The 25455-nt window shown below is 68.8% G+C and carries 20 protein-coding genes; 13 read left to right on the top strand and 7 right to left on the bottom strand.

The genetic code is table 11. The features are described 5' to 3' along the window. The first annotated feature begins 120 nt into the window (after positions 1–120). Together AX769_RS01225 and AX769_RS01220 are read left to right on the top strand one after the other, a co-directional pair. Entirely contained in the window at positions 121–2256 is a 2136-nt protein-coding gene (locus AX769_RS01225) for an alkaline phosphatase family protein (protein ID WP_157887381.1), read from the top strand. Then, entirely contained in the window at positions 2253–2891 is a 639-nt protein-coding gene (locus tag AX769_RS01220) for a hypothetical protein (protein ID WP_066275030.1), read from the top strand. Before AX769_RS01225 ends, AX769_RS01220 begins: the two co-directional genes overlap by 4 nt. 26 nt (positions 2892–2917) lie before the next feature. Here the strand turns inward: AX769_RS01220 and AX769_RS01215 are convergent, their stop codons facing one another. Further along, complete coding sequence (locus tag AX769_RS01215) at positions 2918–3823, bottom strand: heme A synthase (protein WP_066275029.1); 906 nt, start codon at positions 3821–3823, stop codon at positions 2918–2920. Next, positions 3820–4491, bottom strand: coding sequence for a tryptophan dimethylallyltransferase family protein (locus AX769_RS01210; RefSeq protein WP_157887380.1), 672 nt, complete (start codon positions 4489–4491; stop codon positions 3820–3822). The genes AX769_RS01215 and AX769_RS01210 overlap by 4 nt, the downstream gene beginning before the upstream one ends. Positions 4492–5663: 1172 nt before the next feature. Between AX769_RS01210 and AX769_RS01205 the strand changes: the two genes are divergently transcribed. From AX769_RS01205 to AX769_RS01175, 8 genes are all read left to right on the top strand, one after another. Next, entirely contained in the window at positions 5664–5957 is a 294-nt protein-coding gene (locus AX769_RS01205) for a putative quinol monooxygenase (protein WP_066275026.1), read from the top strand. A 125-nt stretch (positions 5958–6082) separates the two neighbouring features. Continuing rightward, complete coding sequence (locus AX769_RS01200; protein WP_066275023.1) at positions 6083–12511, top strand: DUF5979 domain-containing protein; 6429 nt, start codon at positions 6083–6085, stop codon at positions 12509–12511. 219 nt (positions 12512–12730) lie between these two features. Next, the gene (locus tag AX769_RS25620; RefSeq protein WP_204249295.1) at positions 12731–13255 is read left to right on the top strand and encodes an amino acid permease; all 525 of its coding nucleotides are present in this window, start codon (positions 12731–12733) and stop codon (positions 13253–13255) included. Further along, the gene (locus AX769_RS01195) at positions 13192–14379 is read left to right on the top strand and encodes an APC family permease (RefSeq protein ID WP_204249294.1); all 1188 of its coding nucleotides are present in this window, start codon (positions 13192–13194) and stop codon (positions 14377–14379) included. Before AX769_RS25620 ends, AX769_RS01195 begins: the two co-directional genes overlap by 64 nt. A gap of 155 nt (positions 14380–14534) precedes the next feature. Next, positions 14535–15185 (top strand): TetR-like C-terminal domain-containing protein, encoded by a 651-nt coding sequence (locus tag AX769_RS01190; RefSeq protein ID WP_082763401.1) that lies wholly within the window; start codon positions 14535–14537, stop codon positions 15183–15185. 92 nt (positions 15186–15277) lie between these two features. Continuing rightward, positions 15278–16945 carry an ABC-F family ATP-binding cassette domain-containing protein gene (locus tag AX769_RS01185; protein WP_066275019.1) on the top strand — a complete coding sequence of 556 codons (1668 nt, stop codon included), beginning with the start codon at positions 15278–15280 and terminating at the stop codon, positions 16943–16945. Between the two features lie 184 nt (positions 16946–17129). Further along, positions 17130–18593 (top strand): cardiolipin synthase, encoded by a 1464-nt coding sequence (gene cls, locus AX769_RS01180; RefSeq protein ID WP_066275015.1) that lies wholly within the window; start codon positions 17130–17132, stop codon positions 18591–18593. Between the two features lie 75 nt (positions 18594–18668). After that, a complete protein-coding gene (locus AX769_RS01175) occupies positions 18669–19325 on the top strand; it encodes a hypothetical protein (RefSeq protein ID WP_066275014.1) in 657 nt (218 codons plus the stop codon). 7 nt (positions 19326–19332) lie between these two features. Here AX769_RS01175 and AX769_RS01170 read toward each other — a convergent pair whose 3' ends face one another. The 3 genes from AX769_RS01170 to AX769_RS01160 all read right to left on the bottom strand — a co-directional run bounded on the left by AX769_RS01170 (position 19333) and on the right by AX769_RS01160 (position 21767). Beyond that, complete coding sequence (locus tag AX769_RS01170; RefSeq protein ID WP_066275011.1) at positions 19333–20367, bottom strand: zinc-binding dehydrogenase; 1035 nt, start codon at positions 20365–20367, stop codon at positions 19333–19335. A 116-nt stretch (positions 20368–20483) separates the two neighbouring features. Next, a complete protein-coding gene (locus tag AX769_RS01165; RefSeq protein ID WP_066275009.1) occupies positions 20484–21053 on the bottom strand; it encodes a TetR/AcrR family transcriptional regulator in 570 nt (189 codons plus the stop codon). Positions 21054–21125: 72 nt separating this feature from the next. Beyond that, positions 21126–21767: a TetR/AcrR family transcriptional regulator gene (locus AX769_RS01160; RefSeq protein ID WP_066275008.1), complete on the bottom strand. Its 642-nt coding sequence runs from the start codon at positions 21765–21767 to the stop codon at positions 21126–21128. A 56-nt stretch (positions 21768–21823) separates the two neighbouring features. On the opposite strand from AX769_RS01160, the gene AX769_RS01155 reads away from it, so the two are divergent. Then, on the top strand, positions 21824–23269 hold the full coding sequence (locus tag AX769_RS01155) for an MDR family MFS transporter (RefSeq protein ID WP_066275006.1): 1446 nt from the start codon (positions 21824–21826) through the stop codon (positions 23267–23269). Between the two features lie 8 nt (positions 23270–23277). On the opposite strand, the gene AX769_RS01150 is transcribed toward AX769_RS01155, so the two are convergent. Continuing rightward, positions 23278–24102 carry a nitrilase-related carbon-nitrogen hydrolase gene (locus tag AX769_RS01150; protein WP_066275003.1) on the bottom strand — a complete coding sequence of 275 codons (825 nt, stop codon included), beginning with the start codon at positions 24100–24102 and terminating at the stop codon, positions 23278–23280. Then, a complete protein-coding gene (locus AX769_RS01145) occupies positions 24102–24671 on the bottom strand; it encodes a dihydrofolate reductase family protein (protein ID WP_066275001.1) in 570 nt (189 codons plus the stop codon). Before AX769_RS01145 ends, AX769_RS01150 begins: the two co-directional genes overlap by 1 nt. A gap of 109 nt (positions 24672–24780) precedes the next feature. On the opposite strand from AX769_RS01145, the gene AX769_RS01140 reads away from it, so the two are divergent. Both AX769_RS01140 and AX769_RS01135 read left to right on the top strand, forming a co-directional pair. Continuing rightward, positions 24781–25134, top strand: a complete 354-nt coding sequence (locus AX769_RS01140; RefSeq protein WP_082763400.1) for an ATP-binding cassette domain-containing protein — start codon at positions 24781–24783, stop codon at positions 25132–25134. After that, a complete protein-coding gene (locus AX769_RS01135; RefSeq protein ID WP_369824110.1) occupies positions 25125–25451 on the top strand; it encodes an AAA family ATPase in 327 nt (108 codons plus the stop codon). Before AX769_RS01140 ends, AX769_RS01135 begins: the two co-directional genes overlap by 10 nt. The last annotated feature ends 4 nt before the right edge of the window (positions 25452–25455 follow it).

The following is a 25455-nucleotide window of genomic DNA, read 5'->3' as shown; positions in this document are numbered from 1 at the left end:
GACAGGTCGAGGCAAGGTGTCCGCAGGGGGGAGAAGTGCGGGCCGTGCAGATTCACCTCGTGTTCACTTCTCGGCCCCCATTCGGGTAGGGCGGATTGATAAACCACTCTTATGCGAATCATGGGTACGAAGAAGGCACGGCGGCGCGGCATCGCGCTCGCCGCAGCGACGGGGATCCTCGCCGCAGCCGCGATCGGGGCGGGGACGGCCGCGCAGGCGACCGCGTCTCCTGACCACGGCGGCTCTCAGCAGGGCACGACGATCACGACCACCGGGCTCAAAGCCGGTCAGATCAAGCACGTGTGGCTGATCATCCTCGAGAACAAGTCGTACGACGCCACCTTCACCGGGCTCAACCAGAACAGCTACCTCTGGAAGACGCTGCCGAGCCAGGGCGTGCTGCTCAAGAACTACTTCGGCACCGGCCACTCGTCGATGGACAACTACATGTCGATGGTCTCGGGGCAGGCGCCCCAGGAGGACACCCAAGAGGACTGCTCGGTCGCCAACACCAACTTCGGCAGCAACAAGAGCATCGTCACCCACGGTGTGAACCAGGGCCAGGTCGCCTCGCTCGCCAACGCCTCGCAGCCGAGCAAGGCGAACGCGGCCAACGGCCTCAACGGCTGCACCTACCCGACCGACAGCCCCACCCTCTTCAACCAGCTCGACGCGGCCGGCAAGACCTGGAAGGGCTACGCGCAGGATCTCGGCGACCAGACCGGCCGCGAAGACGGCGTCTGCGGTGCCCCCGGGAGCGCAGCGAACAACCCGACCACCAACCCGACGTACCTCAGCGCGACCGCAGCCCACCCGCTGCCGACCGGCGTGACCAGCTTCACCGGCGCGCAGACCAACGACCAGTACGTCGCGAAGCACTTCCCCTTCCCGTGGTTCGCCAGTATCACCGGTGCGGTCGACGCCAACGGCACGGCCACACCGGCGCTGACGAAGCCCGCCCAGGGCGGCACCGACTGCGACGCCAACCACATCGCCAACCTCGACTCGTCGAAGAACGGCCTCTACAAAGACCTGCAGCACGAGTCGACCACCCCGGCGTTCAGCTGGATCACGCCGAACAACTGCTCGGACGCCCACGACGCGGTCTGCAAGGGCAACAACCTCTCGGGCTCCTTCACCAAGTCGGGCCAGCCCGTCTACCAGAACGGCACCCCTGCGCCCGAGTCGACCACCCCGGTCAACTACACCGGCGGCCTCTACGCCTCCGACCTGTTCCTCAAGTACTACATCCCGATGATCGAGAAGTCGGCCGCGTTCAAAGACGGTGGCCTGATCGACGTCACGTTCGACGAGGCCAACCCGCCCTTCACCTACGGCGGCGGCTTCAACAACGCCAACGCCTACGGCCCGACCCAGGCCGACCAGCCCGACGCCGCCACGGGCCTCGTCAGCGACGCCGCCGGCGAGAACCTCTACGGCAAGAACGTCGCCATCGAGCCGACCGGCCCGAACTCGACGCTCGGCACCGACTCGAAGGGCGACCAGCTCTACCCGGGCCCCGGCAACAACTCGTTCATCGACCGGCCGCCGGCCTGCACGTCGACCTCGCCGAACGTGCCCGCCAACTGCGTGCCGGGCATCGTCGAGGGCGGCTCGGGCACCACGCCCGGCGCTCGCAACGACACCGCCCTGGCCTCGACCGCGACGAGCTTCGTGCTCGACGACTCGATCCTGGCCGACGACACCGGCCGCATGGTGACCGACACCGCCGACACCACCGGCCCCGGCGGCACGAGCCCCATCCCGGCGAACACCTTCGTCGGAACCGTCAGCGACACCGGCCCGAACCCAGCGGCGACGAACGCCAGCCCGGTCGTCAACGGCTCGTTCCAGCTCGTCGACGCCTCGGGCAACCCGGTCACCCCGACCGGCAGCGTCTCGAAGATCACGTTGAGCGCCGAGGGAGCCCCCGGCTACCTCACCGCCGGCCAGACGGCCGACCCGCTGTACGACGCCACCGACGCCACCCCCGGCGGCGGCGACACCGGCAGCGTGCTGATCAGCCCGCTGATCAAGCCCGGCACGGTCTCGACGACGTACTACAACCACTACAGCTGGCTGCGCACCATGGAGGACATCTTCCAGGTCGACAAGGGCCGCGACGTCAAGCCGCTTCCCGGCTCGACGGTTTCGGGTGGTGTCGACGGCCTCGGCCACCTCGGCTTCGCGTCTCAGAAGGGCCTCGCGCCCTTCGGCCCCGACGTCTTCAACAACACGGGGAACAAGCACTGGTGACGTTCTTCACACGCACGACCGCAGGATCCCAGGGCCGGCTCGCTTCTCGAGCCGGCCTCTGGGCCGTCGTCGGTGCCCTCGCGCTGACAGTTCCGCTGGCGCTCAGCGGGTGCACCCAGGCTCAGCCGCACGCAGAGAGCACCTACGGCGGCATGCCCTCCTACCTGCCGAAGTCGTCGCTCGACACGGACGCGATGCTCACCGGCAGTGTGAAGAAGCCGGCGCTCACCTCGGAAGGCGACAGCGTCAAGGTCAAGCTGCCGGGCGGGGGCTCGGTCGTGATGAGCGTGACCGGCCCCGTGGTGCCCGGCGAGGGGCTGCCCTACCAGGCGGACTACACGACCTGCACGTGGACTCTGACTCTGTCGCACGCGACGCGCGCGGTGCCGATCCGGCTGTCGGAGTTCACGACGTTCGACCAGGCCGGATTCGTCTACCACCTGGCGGCGGTGCCGCACACGCCGGCGTTGCCGACGTCGGTCGGCCCCGGGCAGAAGGCGACGTTCGAGCTGCGCACGAGCATGAAGGTCGGCGAGGGCCTGCTGCGCTGGGCACCCGCCGACTCGGCGAGCCCCGCGGCGGCCAAGGCCGCGAAGATCGTGGCCGCCTGGGACTTCGAGGTCGAGAACGACTAGCCGCCGCGCTGGCTGCTGCCCGATTTTCAGCCGACGGCGCGGGTCGCGAGTGCCACGCGAACCGCGCCCACCCATACAAGTGACGCACCCATCAGGTGAACGGCGACGAGAGCTTCGGGAAGGCCGATCAAGGACTGCACGATGCCGACGAGGCCCTGAGCGAGGAACACGGCGAAGTAGGCCCGCAGTGTGAGAACGACTGTCGCAGACCTCACCCGCGTTGCGGCTCGCCACAGGGCGATTCCCATCGCAAACGCCAGGGCAGCAACACCTGCGTGAACGAGCGCCGCTGCAATCCACGGGAAGGGCATTCGGGCGACATGCGAATTGTCGCCGGCGTGCGGCCCTGCTCCGGTGACGGCCGTCCCGAGGATGACGAGTGCTCCCGTGGCGAGGAGGAGAGCCGAACCGAGGCGCCTCACGTGCAGCGAAACAGGGACGCGTTCTTTATTCGGCAATCGCCTGGCTCTGTCCCAGGAAACGGTCGCGGCGGTGAGTAGGAGCATGGCCGCCAGAAAATGCGCGGCGACCATGTAAGGGCTCAGTCGGGCCAGCACGGTGACCCCGCCGACAACGGCGTTCAGCACGACGATCCAAAACTGAGCCCAGGCCCATCGAGTCACAGTCGGAGCAGGCTCGGCCTGGAACCGTGCCGCCAGGATCACGGCAGCAACGGCGACACAGAGCAGGCCGGTCAGAAGGCGATTGGCGAATTCGACGGCGGCGTGCCAGCCCATCGCCGATGTGGGCCCCAACGACCCATCGGTGCACTCCGGCCAGTCGGGACAGCCGAGCCCCGACCCTGTGACCCGAACGATGCCGCCCCCGACCACGATCAGAATCGCAACGACGAGTGAGCTGAGCGACGCGATCCGGAGGGTGCGGCGTCCGACCGTCAATCGTGATGCCAGCCATCCCAGCGGCGTGGTCACGGGCCCGGCCTCGGCGCGGTTCTCACGATCCTGTCAAGCTGCGAGGCCGCCACGTAAAGCGTCATTGAGCCCCTCGCCGAACCGAACTTGAGCGCCAGCCAATGAAACGGATTGGTGTCCGCGTCTGTTCCTCCTCGACTCACGGCAAGACGACAGACATTGATTAGAGCCGCGGGCGCTCCAATCGCAGCAAGGCTCCGGACGGCCCCTGATGCGCTCGGCTGGTACCTGTTGAAGGGTAAGTAGAGCGTCAGATCACTAGGGGCACTCTGGTTGCGACTCGTGAAGCTCCAGCACATCAGCGGACGCGTTCCAGGCGCGTCCAAGACCACATCCCACTTGCTAGTAGTTCCCTGAAGCAGACGGGTGGCGTCTCCAGCCGCGTATCCGGGCAGGGATTCGCACTGCCTCTCCAAATCCGCGATGCTCCTATCTGTAAAGATCGTGTAGATCTTGACGCGAGCCTCGGTCTCCGCCGTCGCATCTAAGGACAGGATCGGAGCTCGAAGATTGCGAACGTGATCGTCTATCCAGTCCGAACTGGCTGCATAGCCGAGTTGGCCAGCGAAGGACTTGACCAGCTCGAGATTTCCAGCCAGCCCGTCGCTGAATCCGTCGAAGTAGGCCTTGACCTTGACTGCGCCCCGTGCATCCACGGCGGCGCCCAAACAGAGCCCGAACTGAAACCCGTCTTTTCTTGGTGCGAACAGGCCCGCAACCTTCTTGGCCCCTTGCGACGGGAGTCAATGGAGAACTCACCCATGACCACCAGCCGCCTGGGGCCGTCCTCGGCGTGCACGAGATCTTCAGCTGCGGCACTGCTCAGCAACCAGGGGCTGCCCGACTCGAAACGAATGACATCAGCGGCCCGATGCCGCTCCGGAAGGAACGCGTCCCCATTCGCCGCTTCAGCAGCAATCGCAATAAACCATGAAGAAGTCATAAATGCCCTGTCGCTAGAGGAAACCGATCAGATGATCGCTTCGCCTTCGCCGTCATTGCTTGCCCAGCCGTACCAGGTGGTCAGCTCGTTGAACTTGCCGATTTGCATGATGGTCGGTGTCTCGTATTCAGCCATGAATGTCACCTCCTTCCCTCCGATGGACGCACCAGAATTTGCTCCCGTAGATCTATGAGTAAGCGGACCCCGTTCAGACCGAAACCGCGGTCCGCGGCAGGGCCAGGTGCCTCATTGCGGGCTCACCCCGAGCGTAGAATCAAACGAGAGAAAAGACAAATGCCGCGTGTAATATGTCTAACCGAAAGTGAATGATTGTGCCCGTCACCGGTTGGATTTTCTGCAGGGGCGGCTGTGTCTCCGGATGAATGGGCGGAGAGGCGATTTCAACGGCTGGGGCAGCGTCACTGTCGCCGTCTCGTTGATGACCACTTCGTCGAACACCGTTTCGACGGACCGCGCATCGGGGCCTAGTAAGAATGCGGATCAGCCCAGCGGGCCGGTCGCCCGCGCGCGATGATGATCAAAGTCGGCGTCCGCGCGGCCAGGCATGGTCTGGATCGAAACCCTATTCGCGTCCTTGAAGACGGCGGCCTAGCTCTGAATTGCGTGAGTTGCCTGTCTGCGCACAGTCGGAAGGTTGCCGGTTTCAACTTCCACCCCCGGGAAGAACATCACCAAAGCGGTCGTCGGGCTGGATATCCGTGTGTCCGTGAGGGCTCGATCGACATCGGGAAGAACCGACAAGGCGACCCGTAACAGCAAGAACTCCTCCGAAATTCGTCGGCCGGCAAGACGGTCTGAGGGTCACGTCAGTCGCTGACAGTCAGAATTCTGCGACGGCCAAAGGGCGGTGCCGGCCACGGGTAATTGAATGGAGACATGGGATACGTCGTGAACGCCACCTGGATAAGCAAGCCCGGCAGTGAAGAGGCCGTCGAGGCGGCCCTCGGGCAGATCGTGAAGGCGGCCGAGGCCGAGGCGGGCAATCGCGTCTACCAGGCGTACCGGGATCGCGCGGCGCCCCTTGTCTTCCATATCTTCGAGGTCTACGACGACGAGGCCGCCTTCGACGCGCACGTGAAGGGCGACGCCTTCCGGCACTTCGGCCAGGAGGTCGTCGCCGACCTGCTGGAGTCGCGCGGGCGCGAGACCTTCGAGACCGTCGACTTCTAGCGGCGCGTCGCGACAAATCACTCGTGACACTCCTGTCGCACGAAAACTCTTTCCTGATTCGCAGAATGTGCCTACATTGGGTTACACCGGGGGCCCGTTTCGATTGCTGAGTTGGGGTCTGCCAAATGAGCTTTCTGTCTCCGAGAAAACGAGACAACCGTCGCCGCGGTCTGCTGGCCGTGCTGGCCGGGGCAGTCGTGGCCGTGGTCGTGAGCGGGACGGCTCTCGCGGTGCCGGCGTTCGCAGCCGACCAGGGGGCCCTCACGGTCAACAAGACGGTCGACCAACAGAACAGCGCGGCCCTTGCCCCCGGTGACGAGTTCACTTACCAGATCGCCGTCGGCTGCGACGACAACGACTGCGCGAACTCGGTCATGATCGACACGTTGCCGGCCCAGTTCGCCGGCTTCACGATCCTGTCGACGTCGGTCTCGCCGACCAACCGCCCGAGCACACCGACCTACGCCGGCTGCACCACCACCGTCACCGCCGGCTGCACGCTCAGCGTCGCCTTCAAGGAGGCGCTCGACGGCGGCGGGGTGGGCATCTCGGCCGGCGACACCTACACGACCTCCATCACCCTCAAGGTGCCCGACAACCTGCCGGCCACCTGGGCCTCGAACGGCGTCGCCGTCACCAACACGGCCAGTGCCACCTCGACCACGGCGAGCAGCGCCCGGGACTCCGCGAACGTCACCGTGAACATCCCGGTGAGTGTGTCTGCCGGGCTCGGCAAGACCTGGGCGCCGGCGTCGCAGCAGTTCGCCCCCGGCACGGCATCGACCATCACGCTGAGCCCGCGCAACACGTCGAACGTGCCCGCCGATTCGCTGGCGGTGCAGGATCCGACGTCCGCCACCGCGGGCCAGACCGCTCTCGGTGCCGACAACCCGTTCGCGCTGGTCGACTTCACCGGCTTCGGCCCGGTCACCCTGCCCGACGGCGCGACCACCGTCCAGGTCGACGCCTACGTGCTCCAGGGCGGCACCTACCAGTGGGTGCCGGGTCAGCCGAACGCGCCGAACGCCATCGCTCTGCCGACCGGAGTCGACGCATCGGCCGTCGCGGGCCTCCGCTTCACGTTCGCCGGGGCGACCGGCGCCGCGATCACCCCGGCCGGCGCGGCCGCAAGCGTGCCGATCACCGTCGCCCAGCGAGCAACCAACCGGCAGACGACCGCCAGCCAGGTGTCGGGTGCGACCGTCACGAACCAGGCGACGGGCACCGTGACCGTGGCCGGCCATGATCCTGCGACCGTCACGGCCAGCGCGCCTTACGCCATCACCGCCCTCAAGACCGGTGTGAAGGCGTCGAAGTCGATCGCCCCCGCGCAGATCCCCGCCGGCACCACCGCCACGGCGACGATCGGCGCCACCAACACGTCGAACGGGCCGCTCACCAGCTTGAGCGTGGCCGACACCAGCTACTTCACCGCCCAGATAGCGTTCGGCGGCTTCAGCGCCCCGATCGCGTACCCGACCGGTGCGACCGGCGCCTCGGTGACCTGGCACTTCAGCGACGGCAGCACCTCCACAGTCGCCTTCGCCAGCAACACGACCCCGAGCACCCCCACGCCGCCCGCCGGCACCTACATCTCGGGCTTCTCGCTCGACTACACCGGCTCGATCGCGGTCAATGCGACGGCGACCGCCAAATACCTGATCGCGCCGAGCGTGGACCTGGTCACCCAGGCCCAGGGCTCGGTCAACACGACCAACACCGTGAACGTCACCGGCCAGAGCCCGGCCGGCCCAGCCACCGCGACGGCGACGGCGCCGCTCGCGGTCTTCTACCCGACGATCTCGCTCGGCATCGCCAAGAGCATCTCGCCGCAGTCGGCGGTGGCGCCCGGCGGCACGGTCGTCGCGCAGCTGCCCACGACGACGGCGTCAGGCTCGTCGTTCGTCCGCCCGACGACCATCGTCGTGACCGACCAGGCCCGCGGCGGGGCGAACGACTTCTGGAACGCCTTCGACCCCACCGCGATCGCACCGACCCAGGTGCCGCAGGGGTCGACGCTGCTCATCGAGTACACCACCGACGGCACGACCTGGCAGACCCTCGCCACGTCCGACGCCACGACCGCGACGCAGGTCTACCGCGGTGACATCCCTGCGGGCCTCGTCGGCTCTATCACCGGCCTCCGCTACACCTTCTCGAACCCCGCGGGCTTTGCGCAGGGTCTCAGCGTGAGCCCGAACACCGTCTACCAGGCGCGCTCCGATCTGCGCGACGGCACCGGGCCCACGTCGATCGCGAACGACCCGGCCACCAGCTACCAGAACGAAGGCGTGGCGCAGGGGGCCGGTCAGGTCGCCGGTGGGCAGCCGATCACGAGCCGCACCGTGCGGGCCGACGCGAACGCGGCGATCCAGTCGTTCACCGGCGCCGGCAGCCTGCTCGCGTCCAAGAACTGGACGAACACCTCGTTCACGCAGGATGTCACGACCCTCGACTCGCAGTCGGGCGAGCAGGCCGGTACGAAGCTCGGCTGGGGCGTCAGCAGCACCGGCTACTCGTCGCTGACCGTGACCGACTCGGCCGCGAACGAGGGCGACCCGTCGCAGACCGTCTTCCAGGCCTTCGACCTGATGAAGATCGCCCCGGTGACCTTCAGTGCCGACCCGCTGCTGAAGTGGGATCGGGTGTCGACGATCCAGCTCTACGAGGACGGTGCGTGGACGACCGTCGCCGCCCCGTCGGGATCCTGGATGTCGGGCACCGGCTTCACGGGATACACGCTGAGCGGCGCACAGTCGGCCGCCACGACCGGCGTGCGCATCACGGTCACGCCGAACGACGCCGCGCGCGCGTCGAGCACCGACCCGCTGACCCCTCCGGTGGGCTCGGGCATCGCGACCTCGGGTGCGAACAGCCCGCGCTACTTCGGCCTCGTCTGGCAGCTGCGCAACACCGTGCGCGACCAGATCGGCACGAGCCCGTGGGTCACGGCGACCCAGGGCTACAACGACCCCGACCCATCGACGATCATCAACACCGACGGCGTCGCAGGCGTGGAGAACGGCACGGCCGTCGGCCCGCGCCTCGCCAGCGACAACATCGGCTTGATCGACCGGCCGCCGCTCGTCGGCGTCACGAAGACCAGCCAGAAGTCGACGATCGTCGTGCCTCAGCCGGGCGACGTGCCGGCATCCGGCTACCCGACCAACGACTTCACGGTGACAGCACAGAACCAGTCGGCGAGCAACGCGTCGTACCTGCGCGTGACCGACCCGATGACCTGCGACCCGCAGTCGACGGCATCCTGTCTCACGCCCGCCTCGGGCTGGAACGACAACCCCTACGACGGAGCCGCCTACAACGCCTCGACGAACCCGTTCGAGCGCTTCACGATCACCGGCCTCGACTTCTCGGGCCTCACCCCCGCCCGGATCGACCCGGCGGCCTCGACCGTGACGCTCTGGCACCGGGCCGACGACGGCACCCTGACGACGACGCAGCTCAGCGTCACCGACGCCGACGCGCTGCAGGCCTCGGCGCTGACCGACGTCGTCGGTGTGAGCGTGCTCTACCAGGGCACCGACCCGGGCACGACGGGTGGCACCATCACCCAGTCGCCCGCGACGCTGGTGCTGCACACCCAGGTGCGCGCCACGCTCCGCAGCGACTCGAGCACCTTCGTCACGCCGTTCTCGGTCGACAACCACACCTTCGCCCAGTCGTACGACCCGGTGCTGTACCCGTCGGGCGCGCAGAGCACGCCGAGCGACTCCGACGACGCCCCGGTCGCACTGACCCAGGGTCGGCTCGACGTGACCGCGTCGAAGTCGTTCTCGCCGACGTCGATCCTGCAGGCCAAGGCCGCGGGAACCCCCGTCGCCGTCACGCTCGGCGCGAGCCAGGGGCCGCTGGCCTCCGTGCCGACGAGCCAGGTCACGATCACCGACACCGACACCGCCTTCTGGGGCTCCTTCCGGCTGACCTCGCTGGCACCCTCCGACGTGACGCTGCCGGCAGGATCCGACGAGGTGCGGGTCGACGTGCAGGTCAATGGCTCGACGACGTGGCAGCAGGGCACCTTCGGCCCGACGGCGGTGCTGCCCTCGGTGACCCTGTCGACCGTCACCGGCATCCGATTCGTCTTCGACCGCGCCGATCATGGCCTGCTCTCGAACAGTGCCGTGCCCGCGCCGTGGTCGGCCCAGGCCGTGCTGCACGTCAGCGTGCTCACCGACCTGCGCGGCACGACGAACGCCGTGCCGTACCCCAGCACGGTCGACGACACGATCCAGACGGCGTCGCACCGCTACACCGACTCCGACCTCTACCCCGACGTCACGAACGACGCCAGCGCGAGTATCCTGCTCGACCCGGGCATCTTCGCGCTCGACGTGGCGAAAGACCCGCAGGGCGACGTGCACACGGTTTCGGCGGGCGACTCGATCCCATGGACCCTGACGTTCACGAACTCGGGCACGGGGCTCTTGACGATCCGCGACCTGGTCGACACCCTGCCGACCTCACTGCAATGGGACGGCGTCACGCCGACGTACACCGACTCGGCCGGCGGCACCCTGTCGCCGACCTCGGTCACGACGGCCTTCGACTCGGGCAGCAACGCCCTGACGTTCAGCTGGCCGACGGGCGCCCAGACTCTGCAGCCCGGTGAGACGTTCACGGTGACCCTCGGGCTGATCCTGCAGCCGGGTCTGTTGAGCGGGCAGCGCGCCACCAACCAGATGGTCGTGCAGACCGACCAGACCCTCGCCGCCTGCACGAACACCTCGGGCAACGGCCAGGGCACGGTCGCCGGCGTCGCCGACACCGACTGCGGCACGACCAACTACGTGTCACCGCAGCCCGGCCCGGCGCTGTTCGCCCAGAAGGGCGTGAAGGGCGACGTCGTCGACCCGATCGTCTCGGGCGCCACCAACCCGGCGAACCCCGGGACGGTCTGCACGACCGACGCCCAGGGCTTCTACCGCTCGCCGTGCGCAGCGAACACCGTGGTCGGCGGCACCGACGAATGGAAGCTCGCGACCGCCAACAGCGGCACCGTCGCCTACAAGTCGCTGACCCTCGTCGACCCGCTGCCCGTCACGGGCGACCGCCTGCTGTCGACCGGCGCCTCGCGGGGATCGACCTACCGGCCGACCTTCGATCTGGCGAACGGCGTCGACGTGACGGGCCAGCCCGCTGGCACGACGATCACGAAGCAGGTGACGACCTCGGCGAACGTCTGCGTCGGCACCGGCACGACGTCGACCTGGACGAGCGACCCGACCTGCTCCAGCTCGACCTGGGTCGACCTCGACAGCTACACGGGCGACGCCTCGGCGATCACCGGCATCCGCGTGATCCTCGACTTCACCACCTCGACGCCCGCGCAGCTGGCGCCGGGCGACACCGTCACGGCGCTCTTCCGCACCGTCGACAGCCCGGTGACGGCGCAGGATGCCAGCCTCGCGCCGGTGACCGCGCCGGTCACGTCCGACATCGCCTGGAACCAGTTCGGCGCGGTGGCGGCCTCGACGAGCGGCGTCGCAGTCGTGCCTCGCGCCCCGGCGAAGGTCGGCGTCACGCTGGCCGGCGGCCCCCTCCAGATCACCAAGAACGTGACCGGCCCGGCCGCCGCCGAGGCGCCGACGTCCTTCCAGGCGAACGTCGTCTGCACGGTCGCCGGGGCGCCCGTCGACCTGGGAGCGAACTCGGCCGTCACGCTCGACGAAGCGGACTCGTACACGGCGACGGTCGAGGAAATCCCGCTGGGTGCCGCCTGCGTCACGACCGAGAACGGTCCGGTCGGCTCGTACGGGGAGGCGAGTCGCGACATCTCGCCGAGCACCGCGCAGGTGATCCACTCGGGCACGGCCGGTGATGTGCCGGCGGGCCAGGTGGTCACGATCACCAACACGTACGAGTTCGGTCAGCTGAGCCTCGAGAAGACCGCCGAGACCCGTGCCGTACAGGTCGGGCACGACGTCACCTACGACATCACGGTGGCCAACACCGGTGGTTTGACGGCGACCGCCTTCTCGGTGTCGGACGAGCTGCCCGCGGGCGCCACCTTCGTGTCGGCCGACAAGGGCGGCACGCTGGCCGACAGCGTGGTCACCTGGCCGATCGACACCCTTCCGCCCGGTGACAAGACCGTCGTCACGATCACGGTGACGTACGCCGCGGCGGGCGGCCCCGTCAACCACGCGACCATCGATCCGCCGTCGGGTGTCACGCCGTTCGCCAGGACGGAGGTGATCGACCCCTGCTCGAGCGGCGCGACCTCGGCGTGCTCGGCCGTCGACGTGACGCTGCTGCCGCCGGGATCGACGCCGCCCGGCTCCACGCCGCCCGGCTCCACCCCGCCCGGCTCCACGCCGCCCGGCTCGGGCAACCCGCCCACGGGAGGCAATGGCAGCGGCAACGGGATCGGTATCGGCCCGAACGGCGGGCCGAGCGGAACCGGGTCGGGGTCTGCGCTTTCCGGCGTGCTCGCCTTCACGGGGTCGAACCCGGGCTGGCTCGTCGGAGTCGCCGCGGCCCTGGTCGTGGCGGGTCTCGGAATCCTGATCTTCCGGCGTCGGCGGCGTTATTAGCACGATTTCCTGGACGTCTCAGGCGACGAAGATGGTGATCAGCCGCGTAAAAGATGCGAGACCACCTTGTGAAGATCTTGTTTCGGGGTTGGTACGCCCCCTTCGGGGTAGTAGTTTCACGGGCAACGCGAATCTTGCGCCGCGTGCACGTTGCCCGTGAACGTACCAATGACACGAGGAAAGTCATCACTTATGTCAACGCTTAAAACGCCGACGAGCGTGCTCCCCAATACCGGGCTCAAGCGCCAGATCGGATTCATCGGCCTCATGTGGGCCTCCGCCGGGTCGATCATCGGCTCCGGCTGGCTCTTCGGAGCCGAGAAGGGTCTCAACCTCGCGGGGCCGGCTGCAATCATCTCGTGGGTCATTGGCGCTGTCGCCATCCTCATCCTGGCTCTCGTCCACGCCGAGCTCGGCGGCATGTACCCGATCTCCGGCGGAACAGCGCGGTTCCCCCACCTGGCGTTCGGCGGAGTGGCTGGGGCGTCGTTCGGCTGGTTCTCGTGGCTGCAAGCAGTCACGGTCTCACCGATCGAGGTGAGCGCAATGATCAACTACGGCTCCGACTACGTGCCGTTTGCCAAGGACTGGCTGAATCCGAAGACACAGGTGCTCACTCCGCCCGGCATCATCGCATCGGTCATCATCATGCTCGTGTTCGTGGGATCAACTTCCTCAGCGTGCGGGCCCTGGCCAACACGAACTCGGCTGCGACCTGGTGGAAGATCGGCATCCCGGTCCTGACGATCTTCATTCTCGCGATCTTCAACTTCCACGGCTCGAACTTCACCGCGGCGAACGGCTTCGCGCCGACCGGTCTCAAGGGAATCATCTCGGCGATCCCGAACGCGGGCATCGTGTTCGCCCTCCTGGGCTTCGAGCAGGCCGACCAGTTGGCCGGAGAGTCGGTGAACCCGAAGCGCGACATCCCTCGCGCCGTCATCGGCTCGGTGCTCATCGGGCTCGTCATCTACCTCGCCCTTCAGATCGTGTTCATCGCGGCCATTCCCAAGCACGACATCATGCACACCTGGTCCGCCACTGCCACGCAGTTCGCTACGGGGCCCTTCGCGCTGATCGCCACGTCGATCGGGCTCGGCTGGCTCGCCGTCGTCCTGTACGTCGACGCCGTGATCAGCCCGGCCGGAACCGGTCTGATCTACTTCACCGCCACCTCTCGCGTGTCCTACGGTCTGTCGAAGAACGGCTACTTCCCTCGCATCTTCGAAGCCACCACCAAGAACGGCGCCCCCTGGTTCGGGCTCATCATCGCGTGGGTCTTCGGCTGCATCTGCTTCTTGCCATTCCCCTCGTGGCAGCAGCTCGTCGGTCTCATCACCAGTGCGTCGGTTCTGATGTACGCCGGTGCTCCGCTGGCTCTCGGTGCGTTCCGGAAGCGCCTCCCGAACCTCGAGCGCCCCTACAGGATGCCCGCCGCGGTCATCCTGTCGCCGCTGGCTTTCATCGTCGCCGACGAGATCATCCTCTGGTCGGGATGGACGGTCGTGTGGAAGCTCGGTCTCGCAATCGTCCTGGGCTACATCATCATCGTGTTGAACCGCGTGTTCCGGCTCAACTCGACCCCGGTGCACTTCAACTGGAAAGCCGCCTACTGGCTCTTCCCGTACCTCATCGGAATGGGCGTGATCGTCTATCTCAGCGACTTCAACGAGACCGCGTCCGGTGCGCCTCACGGCCCGCAGCTGATCCCCTTCGGCTGGGACATCCTCGTCACAGCGATCTGGAGCCTCATCATCTACTACTGGGCCGTCAACACGTCGCAGACGACCGAGCAGATCGAGGCGGCAGCCGAAGAGACCCAGGCCATCGCCGAGGACGTGGAAACCGCCATCCCCTCTGTCGGCTGAGAAGGGCACCTTCGATTGGAGCCCCCTCCGCAGCGTGATTTCACCACACGTTCCGGCGGGGGCTTCCGTCTGCTTCTGCTTCACGTCGTCTCCATGTCGGGGCCGGGCACGCCCTCTCGCCCGAGCCGCCGAACCCTGCGGTCTAGGCTGATTACGTGGAAACCACGGGAGCGCGCAGAGTCGGTCGGCCGCGTGACCCCCTCGTGGAAGGGCGCCTCCTGCGCGTCACCCAAGAGCTGATCGCCGAGATCGGCATCGACGCCCTCACGATGAACCGGGTCGCCGAACGGGCCGGGGCCTCGAAGGCCACCATCTTCCGGCGATGGGACGACAAGCGGTCGCTCGTGCGAGACGCCGTCGCCGCGTTCGACGTCGACAACGCCATCCCGAACACCGGCGCTCTCCGCACCGACCTCGAAGAGCTCGTGCGAATGTGGGTCAGCCCGATGGGCTACCCGCCGTCGGAGTTCCGGCATGTGATCGCCGCGATCTCCCGCGATCCCGACATCTGGCGTGCGTTCGACGCCGCCACCCACGCCGAGCGCACGCGGTCGCTGACCGTCGTCGTGCGCCGCGCCGTCACTCGCGGCGAGGCCCCGGCGCTGCGCTACGACGCCGCTTTCGTCACGCGCGCCGTCCACTCGCTCGCGACGGAGCACGCAGCCGAGCGCGAACTGCCCCTCGACGAGGCCTTCGTCGCCCGGGTCATCGACAGCGTGATCGAGCCGATCCTCGGCGTCGGCCGCGACCCTGAGGCCGACGCGCGCGACGTGGCCGCGGGCATCCCGTTGCACGTCCGGCGCTAGCTCGGGCAGGATCGGCTCTCGGACGTCTCGGATGAGGTCGTCGCGTCGGGCGGTCGGACGGCCCGGCAACCTCAGGATGCGACGATGGTCGTATGACTGGGACGCTGGTAGCCAAGGGGATCGCGGGTGGCCACGCCGCGCGGACGCTCTTCGAGGGGCTCGACCTCACCGTGGCCCCGGGCGACGTCGTCGGGGTGGTCGGGGTGAACGGAGCCGGTAAGTCGACCCTGCTGCGCATCCTGGCCGGCATCGACGCGCCTCTGGCCGGCACCGTGTCGCTCTCGCCGCCCGACGCGTTCATCGGCTGGCTGCCGCAGGAGCACGAGCGTGTGGCAGGCGAGACCGTCACGGGGTACATCGGGCGGCGCACCGGCTGCACGACCGCAGGGCTCGAGATGGACGCGGCGGCCGCGGCCCTCGGCGATCCTTCGGCCCCGTCCGACGCGGCCGACGTCTACTCCGCCGCTCTCGAGCGCTGGCTCGCCTCCGGCGCGGCCGACCTCGACGACAGGCTCCCGCAGGTGCTGGCCGATCTCGGTCTCGTGGTGGGCGCAGGCGACGCGACCGGCGTCGGGCCCGACGCGCTCATGACGTCGCTGTCAGGAGGCCAGGCCGCTCGCGTCGGCCTCGCGGCCCTCCTCCTCTCGCGCTTCGACGTCGTCCTGCTCGACGAGCCCACCAACGACCTCGACCTCGACGGGCTCGACCGCCTCGAGCAGTTCGTGAACGGCCTCCGCGGAGGTGTCGTGCTGGTGAGCCACGACCGCGAGTTCCTTGCCCGCTCGGCCACCCGCATCCTCGAGCTGGATCTGGCCCAGTCGTCGCACCGCGTCTTCGGCGGCGGCTACGACTCGTACCTCGACGAGCGCGAGATCGCCCGGCAGCATGCGCGCGACGCCTACGAGCAGTTCGCATCGACGAAGGCCGATCTCGTCGGGCGTGCCCGCACGCAGCGGGAGTGGTCGAGCCAGGGCGTGCGGAATGCCCTTCGGAAGAGCCCTGACAACGACAAGATCCGGCGGAAGGCCTCGGCCGAGTCGAGCGAGAAGCAGGCGCAGAAGGTGCGGCAGATGGAGTCGCGCATCGCCCGGCTCGACGAGGTCGACGAGCCGCGCAAAGAGTGGCAGCTCGAATTCACGATCGGCTCGGCGCCGCGCTCGTCGGCCGTCGTCGCGACCCTGTCGGACGCCACGTTCACGCAGGGTGCGTTCACGCTCGGGCCCGTGTCGCTGCAGGTCTCGGGTGGCGACCGCATCGGCATCACGGGGCCGAACGGCGCCGGCAAGTCGACGCTGCTCAGAGCCCTGCTGGGGCGGCAGGATCCCGAGACCGGCACCTCGTCGCTCGGGGCGAGCGTCGCCGTCGGCGAGATCGATCAGGCCCGAGGCGCCTTCACCGGCCGCGTCGCCCTGGCCGCCGCCTTCGAGGCGCTGGTGCCCGCTCTCACCCCTGCCGAGGTGCGCACCCTGCTCGCGAAGTTCGGGCTGAAGGCCGACCACGTCTCGCGCCCCGTCGACGAGCTCTCGCCGGGCGAGCGCACCCGAGCGGCCCTCGCGCTGCTGCAGGCCCGCGGCGTCAACGTGCTGGTGCTCGACGAGCCGACGAACCACCTCGACCTCGCGGCCATCGAGCAGCTCGAGCAGGCGCTCGACGCCTACGACGGCACCCTGCTGCTCGTGACACACGACCGCCGCATGCTCGATGCGGTGCGGGTCGACCGGCGCTGGGAGGTCGCGGCCGGGCGCGTGCGCGAGCTCTAGCCGCTCCCGCTGCCGTTCGCCCGATGCACGGGCCCGGCCCGCCGACAGGACGTTCGAACCACGGGATCGCAGTCGCGCCAAAGGATCCAGCGGTGCGGACGGGATCGCGTGGTTCGACTGGCCGCAGCGCGGCGGGAGGCGCAACCAGGCACCACGTGTCGCCCGCTCCCGATAGCCTCAGAGAATGAACTGGAAGCGCATAGGCGCCACCTTCGCCGCCATCGTCACGGTCGTCAACGTGTTCATCCGCATCGGGGCTGTGATCACCGTGCCCCGCAAGCGCCGGCCGACCACCGCGCTCGCGTGGCTGCTGGCCATCTTCGCGGCGCCGATCCCGGGCACGATGGCGCTGAACCTCTTCGGCTCGACGCTGCTGCCGAAGGGGCGGCGCGAGAAGCAGAGCCAGATCAACGGGTTCATCCTCGACACCACCTCGGGCCTCGACCTCGTCACCAAAGAGGACAGCTGGCCGCGCTGGTTCGGCTCGGTCGTCGACCTCAACCGCAAGCTGGGAGCCATGCCCCTGGTGGGCGGCAACGACGCCCAGCTCTACGACGACTTCGCCGACACGATGCGCGCGATGACGGCCGCTCTCAAGAAGGCGCAGCGTTACATCCACGTCGAGTTCTACCTCTTCGCCTACGACAAGGCCACGATCGAGTTCTGCCAGGCCCTCGACGACGCCCACAAGCGCGGGGTCACCGTGCGGGTGCTGTACGACGACTGGACGACCATGCGCAACCCGGCGGGCAAGAAGACGGTTGCGTGGTTGAAGAAGACGGGCATCCCGTACCGGGCGATGCTGCCGGTCAACGCGCGCACGATCCTGCGTCGCCGCCCCGACCTCCGCAACCACCGCAAGGTCGTCGTGATCGACGGCACCGTCGGCTTCATGGGGTCGCAGAACCTCGTCGACCCCGACTACAACAAGAACGGCAACAAGCGTCGTCACCTTCGGTGGAAAGACCTCATGCTGCGCCTCGAGGGCCCGGTCGTGGCCGGTGTCAACGCGATCTTCATCACCGACTGGTACGCCGAAACCGACGAGCTGCTGCAGCGCGAGGCCGACCCCATTCACGACGTGCAGGATCCCGACACCCTCGACTGCCAGATCGTGCCGTCGGGCCCCGGGTTCGAGGGCGAGAACAACTTGCGGCTCTTCAACGCGCTGGTCTACGGCGCGCAAGAGAAGCTGATCATCGTCAGCCCCTACTTCGTGCCCGACGACTCGATGCTCTATGCGATCACCACGGCCGCACAGCGCGGTGTCGAGGTACAGCTGTTCGCGTGCGAGATCGGCGACCAGTTCATGGTGTACCACGCGCAGCGGTCGTACTACGAGACCCTGCTGCGGGCGGGTGTCCGCATCTTCCTGTACGAGAAGCCGATCGTTCTGCACGCGAAGCACTTCACCGTCGACTCGGACGTCGCCGTCGTCGGCTCGTCGAACATGGACATGCGTTCGTTCAGCCTCGACTTCGAGGTCTCGGTCATGATCCGCGGTCGTCGCTTCGTCGACCGCCTGCGGGCCATCGAAGACGACTACCGCTCGAAGTCCCGCGAGCTCAGTCTTGCCGAGTGGCTCGACCGCCCGCTGCTCGCGCGCATCCTCGACAACGTCTGCCGGTTGACCGCAGCGGTGCAGTAGACCGTCGCCCGGACGTCACAGGCCGGGCACTTCTGCCTGGGGCGGAGGAAGCCTGGCGGGCCCTAGTGGCTGGGCATGACCAGGGGGCACGACACCGATGCCTACGCACGCTATCGGCCGGGCGGCGAGCCGGGCGAGCAGCGCCGTGACGCCGCCGTCGAGACCGGCGCGCAGGATCCTGGGCCCTCGGTCACAGCCTCGCGGCACCGCCTGCGCGTGGCCGGCCTGGTCGCCGCAGCCGCGGGAGTCGCGGCAGTCGTCGCCGCCGCCGCATTCATCGTGGCGGGGCCGTACCTCCGCGCGCCCGACGCGGCGGGGTCGACGGGCGGCGGCACGTTGGCGTCTCTGATCGGCAGCTCGACGCCGTCTCCCATCGCGGGGCCGATCACGCCGACGGCCTTTCCGTACGACGACCTCGCGATCCTGCGCCGCCAGCGGCTGTCGACCGACGTGCTGCCCGCCGGCACGTTCCGGGCCGCCGGCGCGACCGACACCCCGATCGTCGCCGACGTCGCCGTGTGCCTGCTGCTCGACGAGCCGGCATCGGGTGGCCTGACTTCCGGCTGCGGCGGGGCGTCTGCCGCCGGGGGAGTGAGCATCGAGGCGGGCGACAGCGGCTCGGGCGGCACGTTCGCCCTCGTGAACGACGGCGGCGGGCGCTCGTGCGTCAGGGCTCCCGCCGGGTCGCAGCGTCTGGCGCCCAACGTGTGGGTCTCGCCCCCGTCGAAGTAGCGGGGGGCTACGGCAGCAGGATCACCTTGCCGGACGTCGTTCGCGACTCGGCGAGGGTGAGGGCCTCCACCACGTCGGCCAGCGGCAGCTCGGCGGCGATGTCGGGCACCAGGTCGCCGCGACGGACGAGGTCGACGAGGGCCGTCAGATCCTGCGCCAGGCGGCGGCGGAAGACCGCGGGCCGCGCCTTCGAGAGGCTCCAGATGTTGTAGAACGTGGCACGGCGGCCGTTCGGCAGGGCGCTCCGCAGCACGTTCCACGCCAGGGCTCGGACGAAGGCCGCGCCCATGCTGCCGTCGCCCGTCGTCGTCGACATGATGGCGTAGCAGACGAGGCTGCCGCGGGGGGCGAGCATCCGCCACGACGTGTGCATCACGGCACCGCCGACGTTGTCGAACACGGCGTCGACGCCGCCCGGGGCGAGCCGGCGCACGGCTGCGCCCAGGTCGGGGTCGTTGTAGTCGAGCGGTTCGACGTCGTTGTCGCGCAGCTGCGCGTGGTGGCGAGGTGAGGCCGTGCCGATGACGCGCACGCCGTCGCGCCGAGCGAGCTGGGCCAGGATGCCGCCGACGCTGCTGTTCGCCCCGTGCACCACGATCGTGGAGCCGGCGCCGAGGGGGCGCTTCGCCGCGCGGTGCAGCATCTGCCAGGCGGTGACTCCGCTGACGATGAGGGTCTCGATCTCGGCCGGGCGCACGTCTTCGGCGACCACGATGGCGTCCTGCGCCGCGATGTCGACGTGGGTGGCCCAGGCGCCGTGCTGGGTGAGAGCTGCGACGCGACGGCCGGTGAAGGCGCGGTCGACGCCGTCGCCCACGGCCTCGACGCGGCCGACGAGGTCGTAGCCCGGCACGAACGGGAACTTCGGCTGTCCGTAGTAGCGACCTCGGCGCATCGCCTTCTCGGCCGACGAGACGCCGGTGGCCTCGACGCGCACGACGATGCGGCCCGCCGTGGGTGCGTCGAGCGAGCCGGGCTGCAGGATCAGGCCGTCGGGGGCGACGAGCCCGGGGAGGACGACTTCGAGGGTGGTGGTGCTCATGGTGATCTCCTTCGGTTGAGAGTGACTGGTCACTCACTATGCAGGCCGCGGAAAGGGGCGGCCTGCTTGTTCGGTGCGGTGCGGTGCGGGTCGGTGCGGTGCGGTGCGGTGCGGTGCTAGCGGGGCGACGGGTGGCTGATGCCGGCCGAGACGACCTCGGCCCAGTGGCCCTCGCTGCCGTCGATGCCGGCGGTGACGATGAGGTGGCAGAGCTGCCCGTAGGCGAGGAAGCGCTGCACGGCCGCATCCGAGGCGCCCGAGCGGGTCGAGGCGAACTCGGTGACCCGCTCGAGGCCGGCCCGCAGGGCGGCGGCGATCTCGGGCACCGTGGTGGCCGACTGGGCGTGCACCTGCAGCATGATCAGCGAGCGGTCGGCGATCAGCTCGGCGTAGGCGGCGCCCATGGCGTCGAGGATGCCGGTCGGCGACTGGTCGACGGTCTCGGCGTGCGCCCCCGCCTCGAGGGCGTCGACGATGCGGTCGAAGCACCGGTCGAGGGCCGCCACGAACAGCGACTCCTTGCTCGGGAAGAGCTTGAAGACGTAGGCGGTAGAGATGCGCGCGTGCTCGGCCACCGCGGCGACGGGCGTGCCGAGGTAGCCGGTGCGCGCGAAGACCTCGACGGCGGAGTCGATCGCGGTGTCGCGCCGGGCCTCTGCGGTCGAGAGTGTCTTCGTGGTGGACATGTGAGTGACTGTACACTCACTCTCTCCATCGGTGCAACAAGCTCTCGCGCGACAGCTGTGCAGGTGGCCGCCTCAGATCGCATACGCCCGCATGAAGGCCTCGACGCCGTCGCGCAGGATCTCCTCACGGCGGCTGCCGGGGACGGCGATCGCGAGCGGCGTCTCGCTCTGAGACAGCCCGAACGTCAGTGCGGTGAACTGATCGGCGGCAGTGCGGGGCTTCGGCACGTGCAGCAGCCCGGCCTGCTCGAAGTGGGCGAACCGCTCGGCCAGCAGGTCTTCGGGCTCGCGTGCCGTCCAGCGTGCTGCGAGTCCGGGCAGGTGCGCGGCCTCCGACCGGACGAGCCCGACCAGCGCCGCATAGTCGGCCGAGCCGAGCGTGGTGTCCGCGACCCGGGCCACGAAGGCGTGCAGCGCCGCCTCCAGGTCGGCGCGGGTGCGGACGTCATCCGAGAGCTCGTCGTCGACGGCCGCCTTGACCGATGTCAGGAGCCCTTCGACCGACTGCTCCACCACGGCGAGCAGCAGGGCGCTCTTGTCGCCGAAGTAGTCGTAGATGGTGCGCTTGGAGACCCCGCCGGAGGCTGCGGCGATCGAGTCGACGCTGGTGCGTTCGAAGCCGTCGGCGAGGAAGAGGTCGCGGGCGGCCGTCAGGATCGCCGAGCGCTTGGCCGCTGATCCTGCCCTCAGGGGTCGATCGGCAGCGGTGGTCACGCGCTGATCCTATCGGCTCTCGACTTAACTACACTGCACGGTGTAGTTTACAAATTATGACTCAGACCTCAGAAACGGCATCGGCGGTCGACACGTCGTCGGCCCTCGTGAGTGATCGCCGACTCACTATCACCAGCGTCGTGCTGCTGCTCGGCGCGATCACGAGCATCCTCGACACCACGATCGTCAACGTCGCCCTCGACCACCTGCACGTCGTCTTCCACGCCTCGGTCGCATCGACGCAGTGGATCTCGAGCGGGTATCTCCTGGCGCTCGCCGGCGTCATCCCGATCACGGGCTGGGCGAGCGAGCACTTCGGGGCACGACGCGTCTGGACCGCCGCGGTCGCCGTCTTCCTTCTCGGCTCGGTGCTCTGCGGGCTGTCGTGGAACCTGCCGAGCCTCATCGGGTTCCGCGTGCTCCAGGGCGTCGGCGGCGGCATGGTGCTTCCCGTCACGATCACGATCCTGACGCGGGCAGCCGGCCCGGCGCGGCTCAGCAAGGCGATCGCCGCCATCGGCATTCCCGCCCAGCTCGGGCCGATCCTCGGCCCGGTGATCGGTGGCGCACTCGTCTCGTCGGTGAGCTGGCGCTGGCTCTTCTTCGTCAACGTGCCGCTCTGCGTGGCCGCCCTCGTGCTCGCCCCGCGCCTGCTGCCGACCGCCGACGGGCTCTCGCGTGCCGAGCGGGCGGCACACCCCTTCGACCTCGTCGGGTTCGTGCTGCTCACCCCCGGGCTCGTCGGCCTCGCCTACGGCATCAGCCGGGCCGGGGGCGACGGCGGCTTCACCGCGTTCGACACCTGGGGGCCGATGGCTGCCGGGGTCGGCCTGGTGCTCGGTTTCGTCGTCTACTCGCTGCGGGTGAGACGGCGGGCCCCGCTCGTCGACGTGCGCCCCTTCCGGCGGCGCAGCTTCGGGCTCGCGGGTGTGATCACGTTCGTCGGCGGTTTTTCGACCTACTCGGCGATGTTCCTGCTGCCGCTCTTCTATCAGCAGATCCGGGGCGACTCGACGTTCGCCACCGGCCTGCTGCTCATCCCCCAGGGGCTCGGCACGGTCACCTACTTCGTGCTGAACGGGCGGCTGAAGGGCCGCATCGAGCCGAAGTGGATCGTCGTGACCGGTGGCATCCTGACCATGCTCGGCCTCGTGCCCTTCACGATGGCCAGCGCGTCGGGGCACGACGTGCTGCAGCTCGTCGGGCAGTACGTGCTCGGCCTCGGCTCGGGTGCGGTGCTGATGACGATCATGACGCTGGCGTTCGCCGATCTGACGCACGCGGAGATCCCGCGGGCCGGCACGGCCTTCAGCATCGTGCAGCGAGTCGGGGCGCCGTTCGGCGTCACCGTGATCGCGGTCCTGCTCGAGGGGGCGGTGTCTCGCGCCGGGTCGAGCCCGGCGGCCGCCGCTGCGGCGTTCGGGCAGACGTTCTGGTGGGTGCTGGCGTTCGGGCTGGTGCCGCTAGTGCTCGGCTTCCTCCTGCCGCGGACGCGCCGCTAGGGCCGCCGTTAGGGGCCGGCGACGCCGCCGTAGAGATCGGGCCGACGGTCGGCGAAGGCGTCGGCGAGGCCGCCGAGCCCCTTCGAGCGCGAGGCGGCGGCGTCGACCTCGGCGTAGGCGAACCCCTCGCCCGCCCCGACCTCGGCCAGCACCCACCCGTCGGCCGAGATGATGCTCGAGCCCTCGTTCCACGCCACGCCCCGCTCGACACCCGAGCGATCGGCGCAGGCGATCGCCATCCGATTGACGCGGGCCGCGGTCATGGCTGTCTGTACCTCGGCGACACGCTCGCCGGAAGGGCGCGGGGCGAAGGGCCAGTTCGTCGGCACGGCCAGGATCTCGGCGCCGGCGAGGGCGACCAGGCGGGTCCACTCCGGGAACTCGACGTCGAAGCAGACCATGGTCGAGAGCGCGCCGTGGGCCGTCTGCACCACCGGGGGCGCCGTTGATCCTGGAGTGAAGTACAGCTTCTCTTGATCCCACAGGTGCACCTTGCGGTACACGGCCCGCACTCCGGTGCCGTCGACGATGGCCGCGCTGTTGTAGACGTCGCCGTCGGCGCCCTGCTCGGCGAAGCCGCCCACGACGACCGCGTCGGGCCGGGTGGCGGCAAGGCGAGACCACTGCTGCAGGATCTCGTCGTCGGGGCGGATCGCCGCGGCTCTCGCTTCGGCCTTCGACTCGAACACGTAGCCGGAGGTGACCAGCTCGGGCAGCACCACGATGTCGGCCCCGTTGCCGAGGGCCTCCTCGAGGGCGGCGACGGCGCGCGGCTGGTTGCTCGCCTGGTCGGTGACGGAGGGGGCGAGCTGGGCGGTCGCGACCGTGGCCATCAGGCTGCCGGGCCGGCGGCCTGGGTGGGCGTCGCTGCGGGCATATAGGTCGACACGACCGTGCCCGTCTCGGTGGTCACCGACGACCTCAGCGTCAGCGCGCGTTCGCCCCGTCGCGCCCAGAGCTTCTTGCCCGCGCCGACGACGACGGGGAAGACCATGAAGCGGTACTCGTCGATGAGCCCCGCCTCGCTCAGCGTGTTGAAGAGCTCGCCCGAGCCGTTGATCAGGAGGGTGCCCGTGCTCTCGTCGGCCTTGAGGGCCGTCACGGCGGTGACGACGTCGCCCTCGAGCGTCGTCGCATTCCACTCGAGCGTGTCGAGGGTCGCGGTGGCCACATGCTTCGGCATCGTGTTCATCTTCACGCCGAACTCGCCCGTCTCGGCCTCCATCTGCGGCCACGCCTGCGAGAACCCCTCGTACGTGACGCGGCCGAGCAGCAGGGCGTCGGCCTCCTCGAGGTTGTCCGCCTGGAACTTCGCCAGCTCGGGCCCGAAGTACGGCCCGACCACGGGCTCTTCGAAGACCCCGTCGAGGGTGACGTATTCGACCGCGACGACTTTGCTCATGCCGAGATCCTAGGGCGCGAGACCTCACGATCGACAGCCTCGGAGGCGCGAAGGCCGTCGTTCCTGAGGTCTCGCCACCCGCGGAACACTTCGCTTAGAATGGATTGTCATGTCACATCCGGTTTCGCTGACTTCGGTGCTCTCTGTCGAACGAGTGTCGAAGACAGTCGGCACCGTCGAGATCCTGCGTCCGACGTCGTTCGAGGTGCGGGGCGGCAGCGCGACGGCACTGGTCGGGCCGAACGGGTCGGGCAAGACGACGCTGCTGCGGATGGTGCTGGGCCGAGACGACCCGACGACCGGGACTGTCTGGCTGAGCGACGAGGCACGGGCATCCGAGCCGGGAATCGCCTCGTTGACCGATGCCGCACCGCTCTACCGAGACCTCACCGTCCGTGGCATCTTCAACTCGTCCAGGCGAGCTGGGGTGGCGAGGCGAGAGCCGGCGATTTCCTGCCGGTAGTCGAGCGGTTTCGGGCAGAGCGAATCCTTCAGCAGTTTCCGGCCGAACTCTCGTCGGGCGAACGCCAACTCGTCGGGCTGGTGTGCACGCTTTATCGCCCGGCCGCCCTGATCGTTCTCGACGAGCCAGAGCAGCGCCTCGACGAGGCGCGTCGGGTGGCGCTGGCGGAGGCGCTTCGAGAACGGGCCGCCGCGGGTGCGGGCATCCTCATCGCGACCCATGACGCGGGCCTTCGCCTGGCCGTTGCCGATGCGGTCGTGGATTTGAGGTCGGGCCATCTCGAGTCGGGCGAGCCCACCGCGGGCGACCTTCCGTGACGCT

The sequence above is a fragment of the Frondihabitans sp. PAMC 28766 genome (assembly GCF_001577365.1).
Lineage (GTDB): Bacteria > Actinomycetota > Actinomycetes > Actinomycetales > Microbacteriaceae > Frondihabitans.
This window is presented reverse-complemented; position numbering and strand designations above follow the sequence as displayed.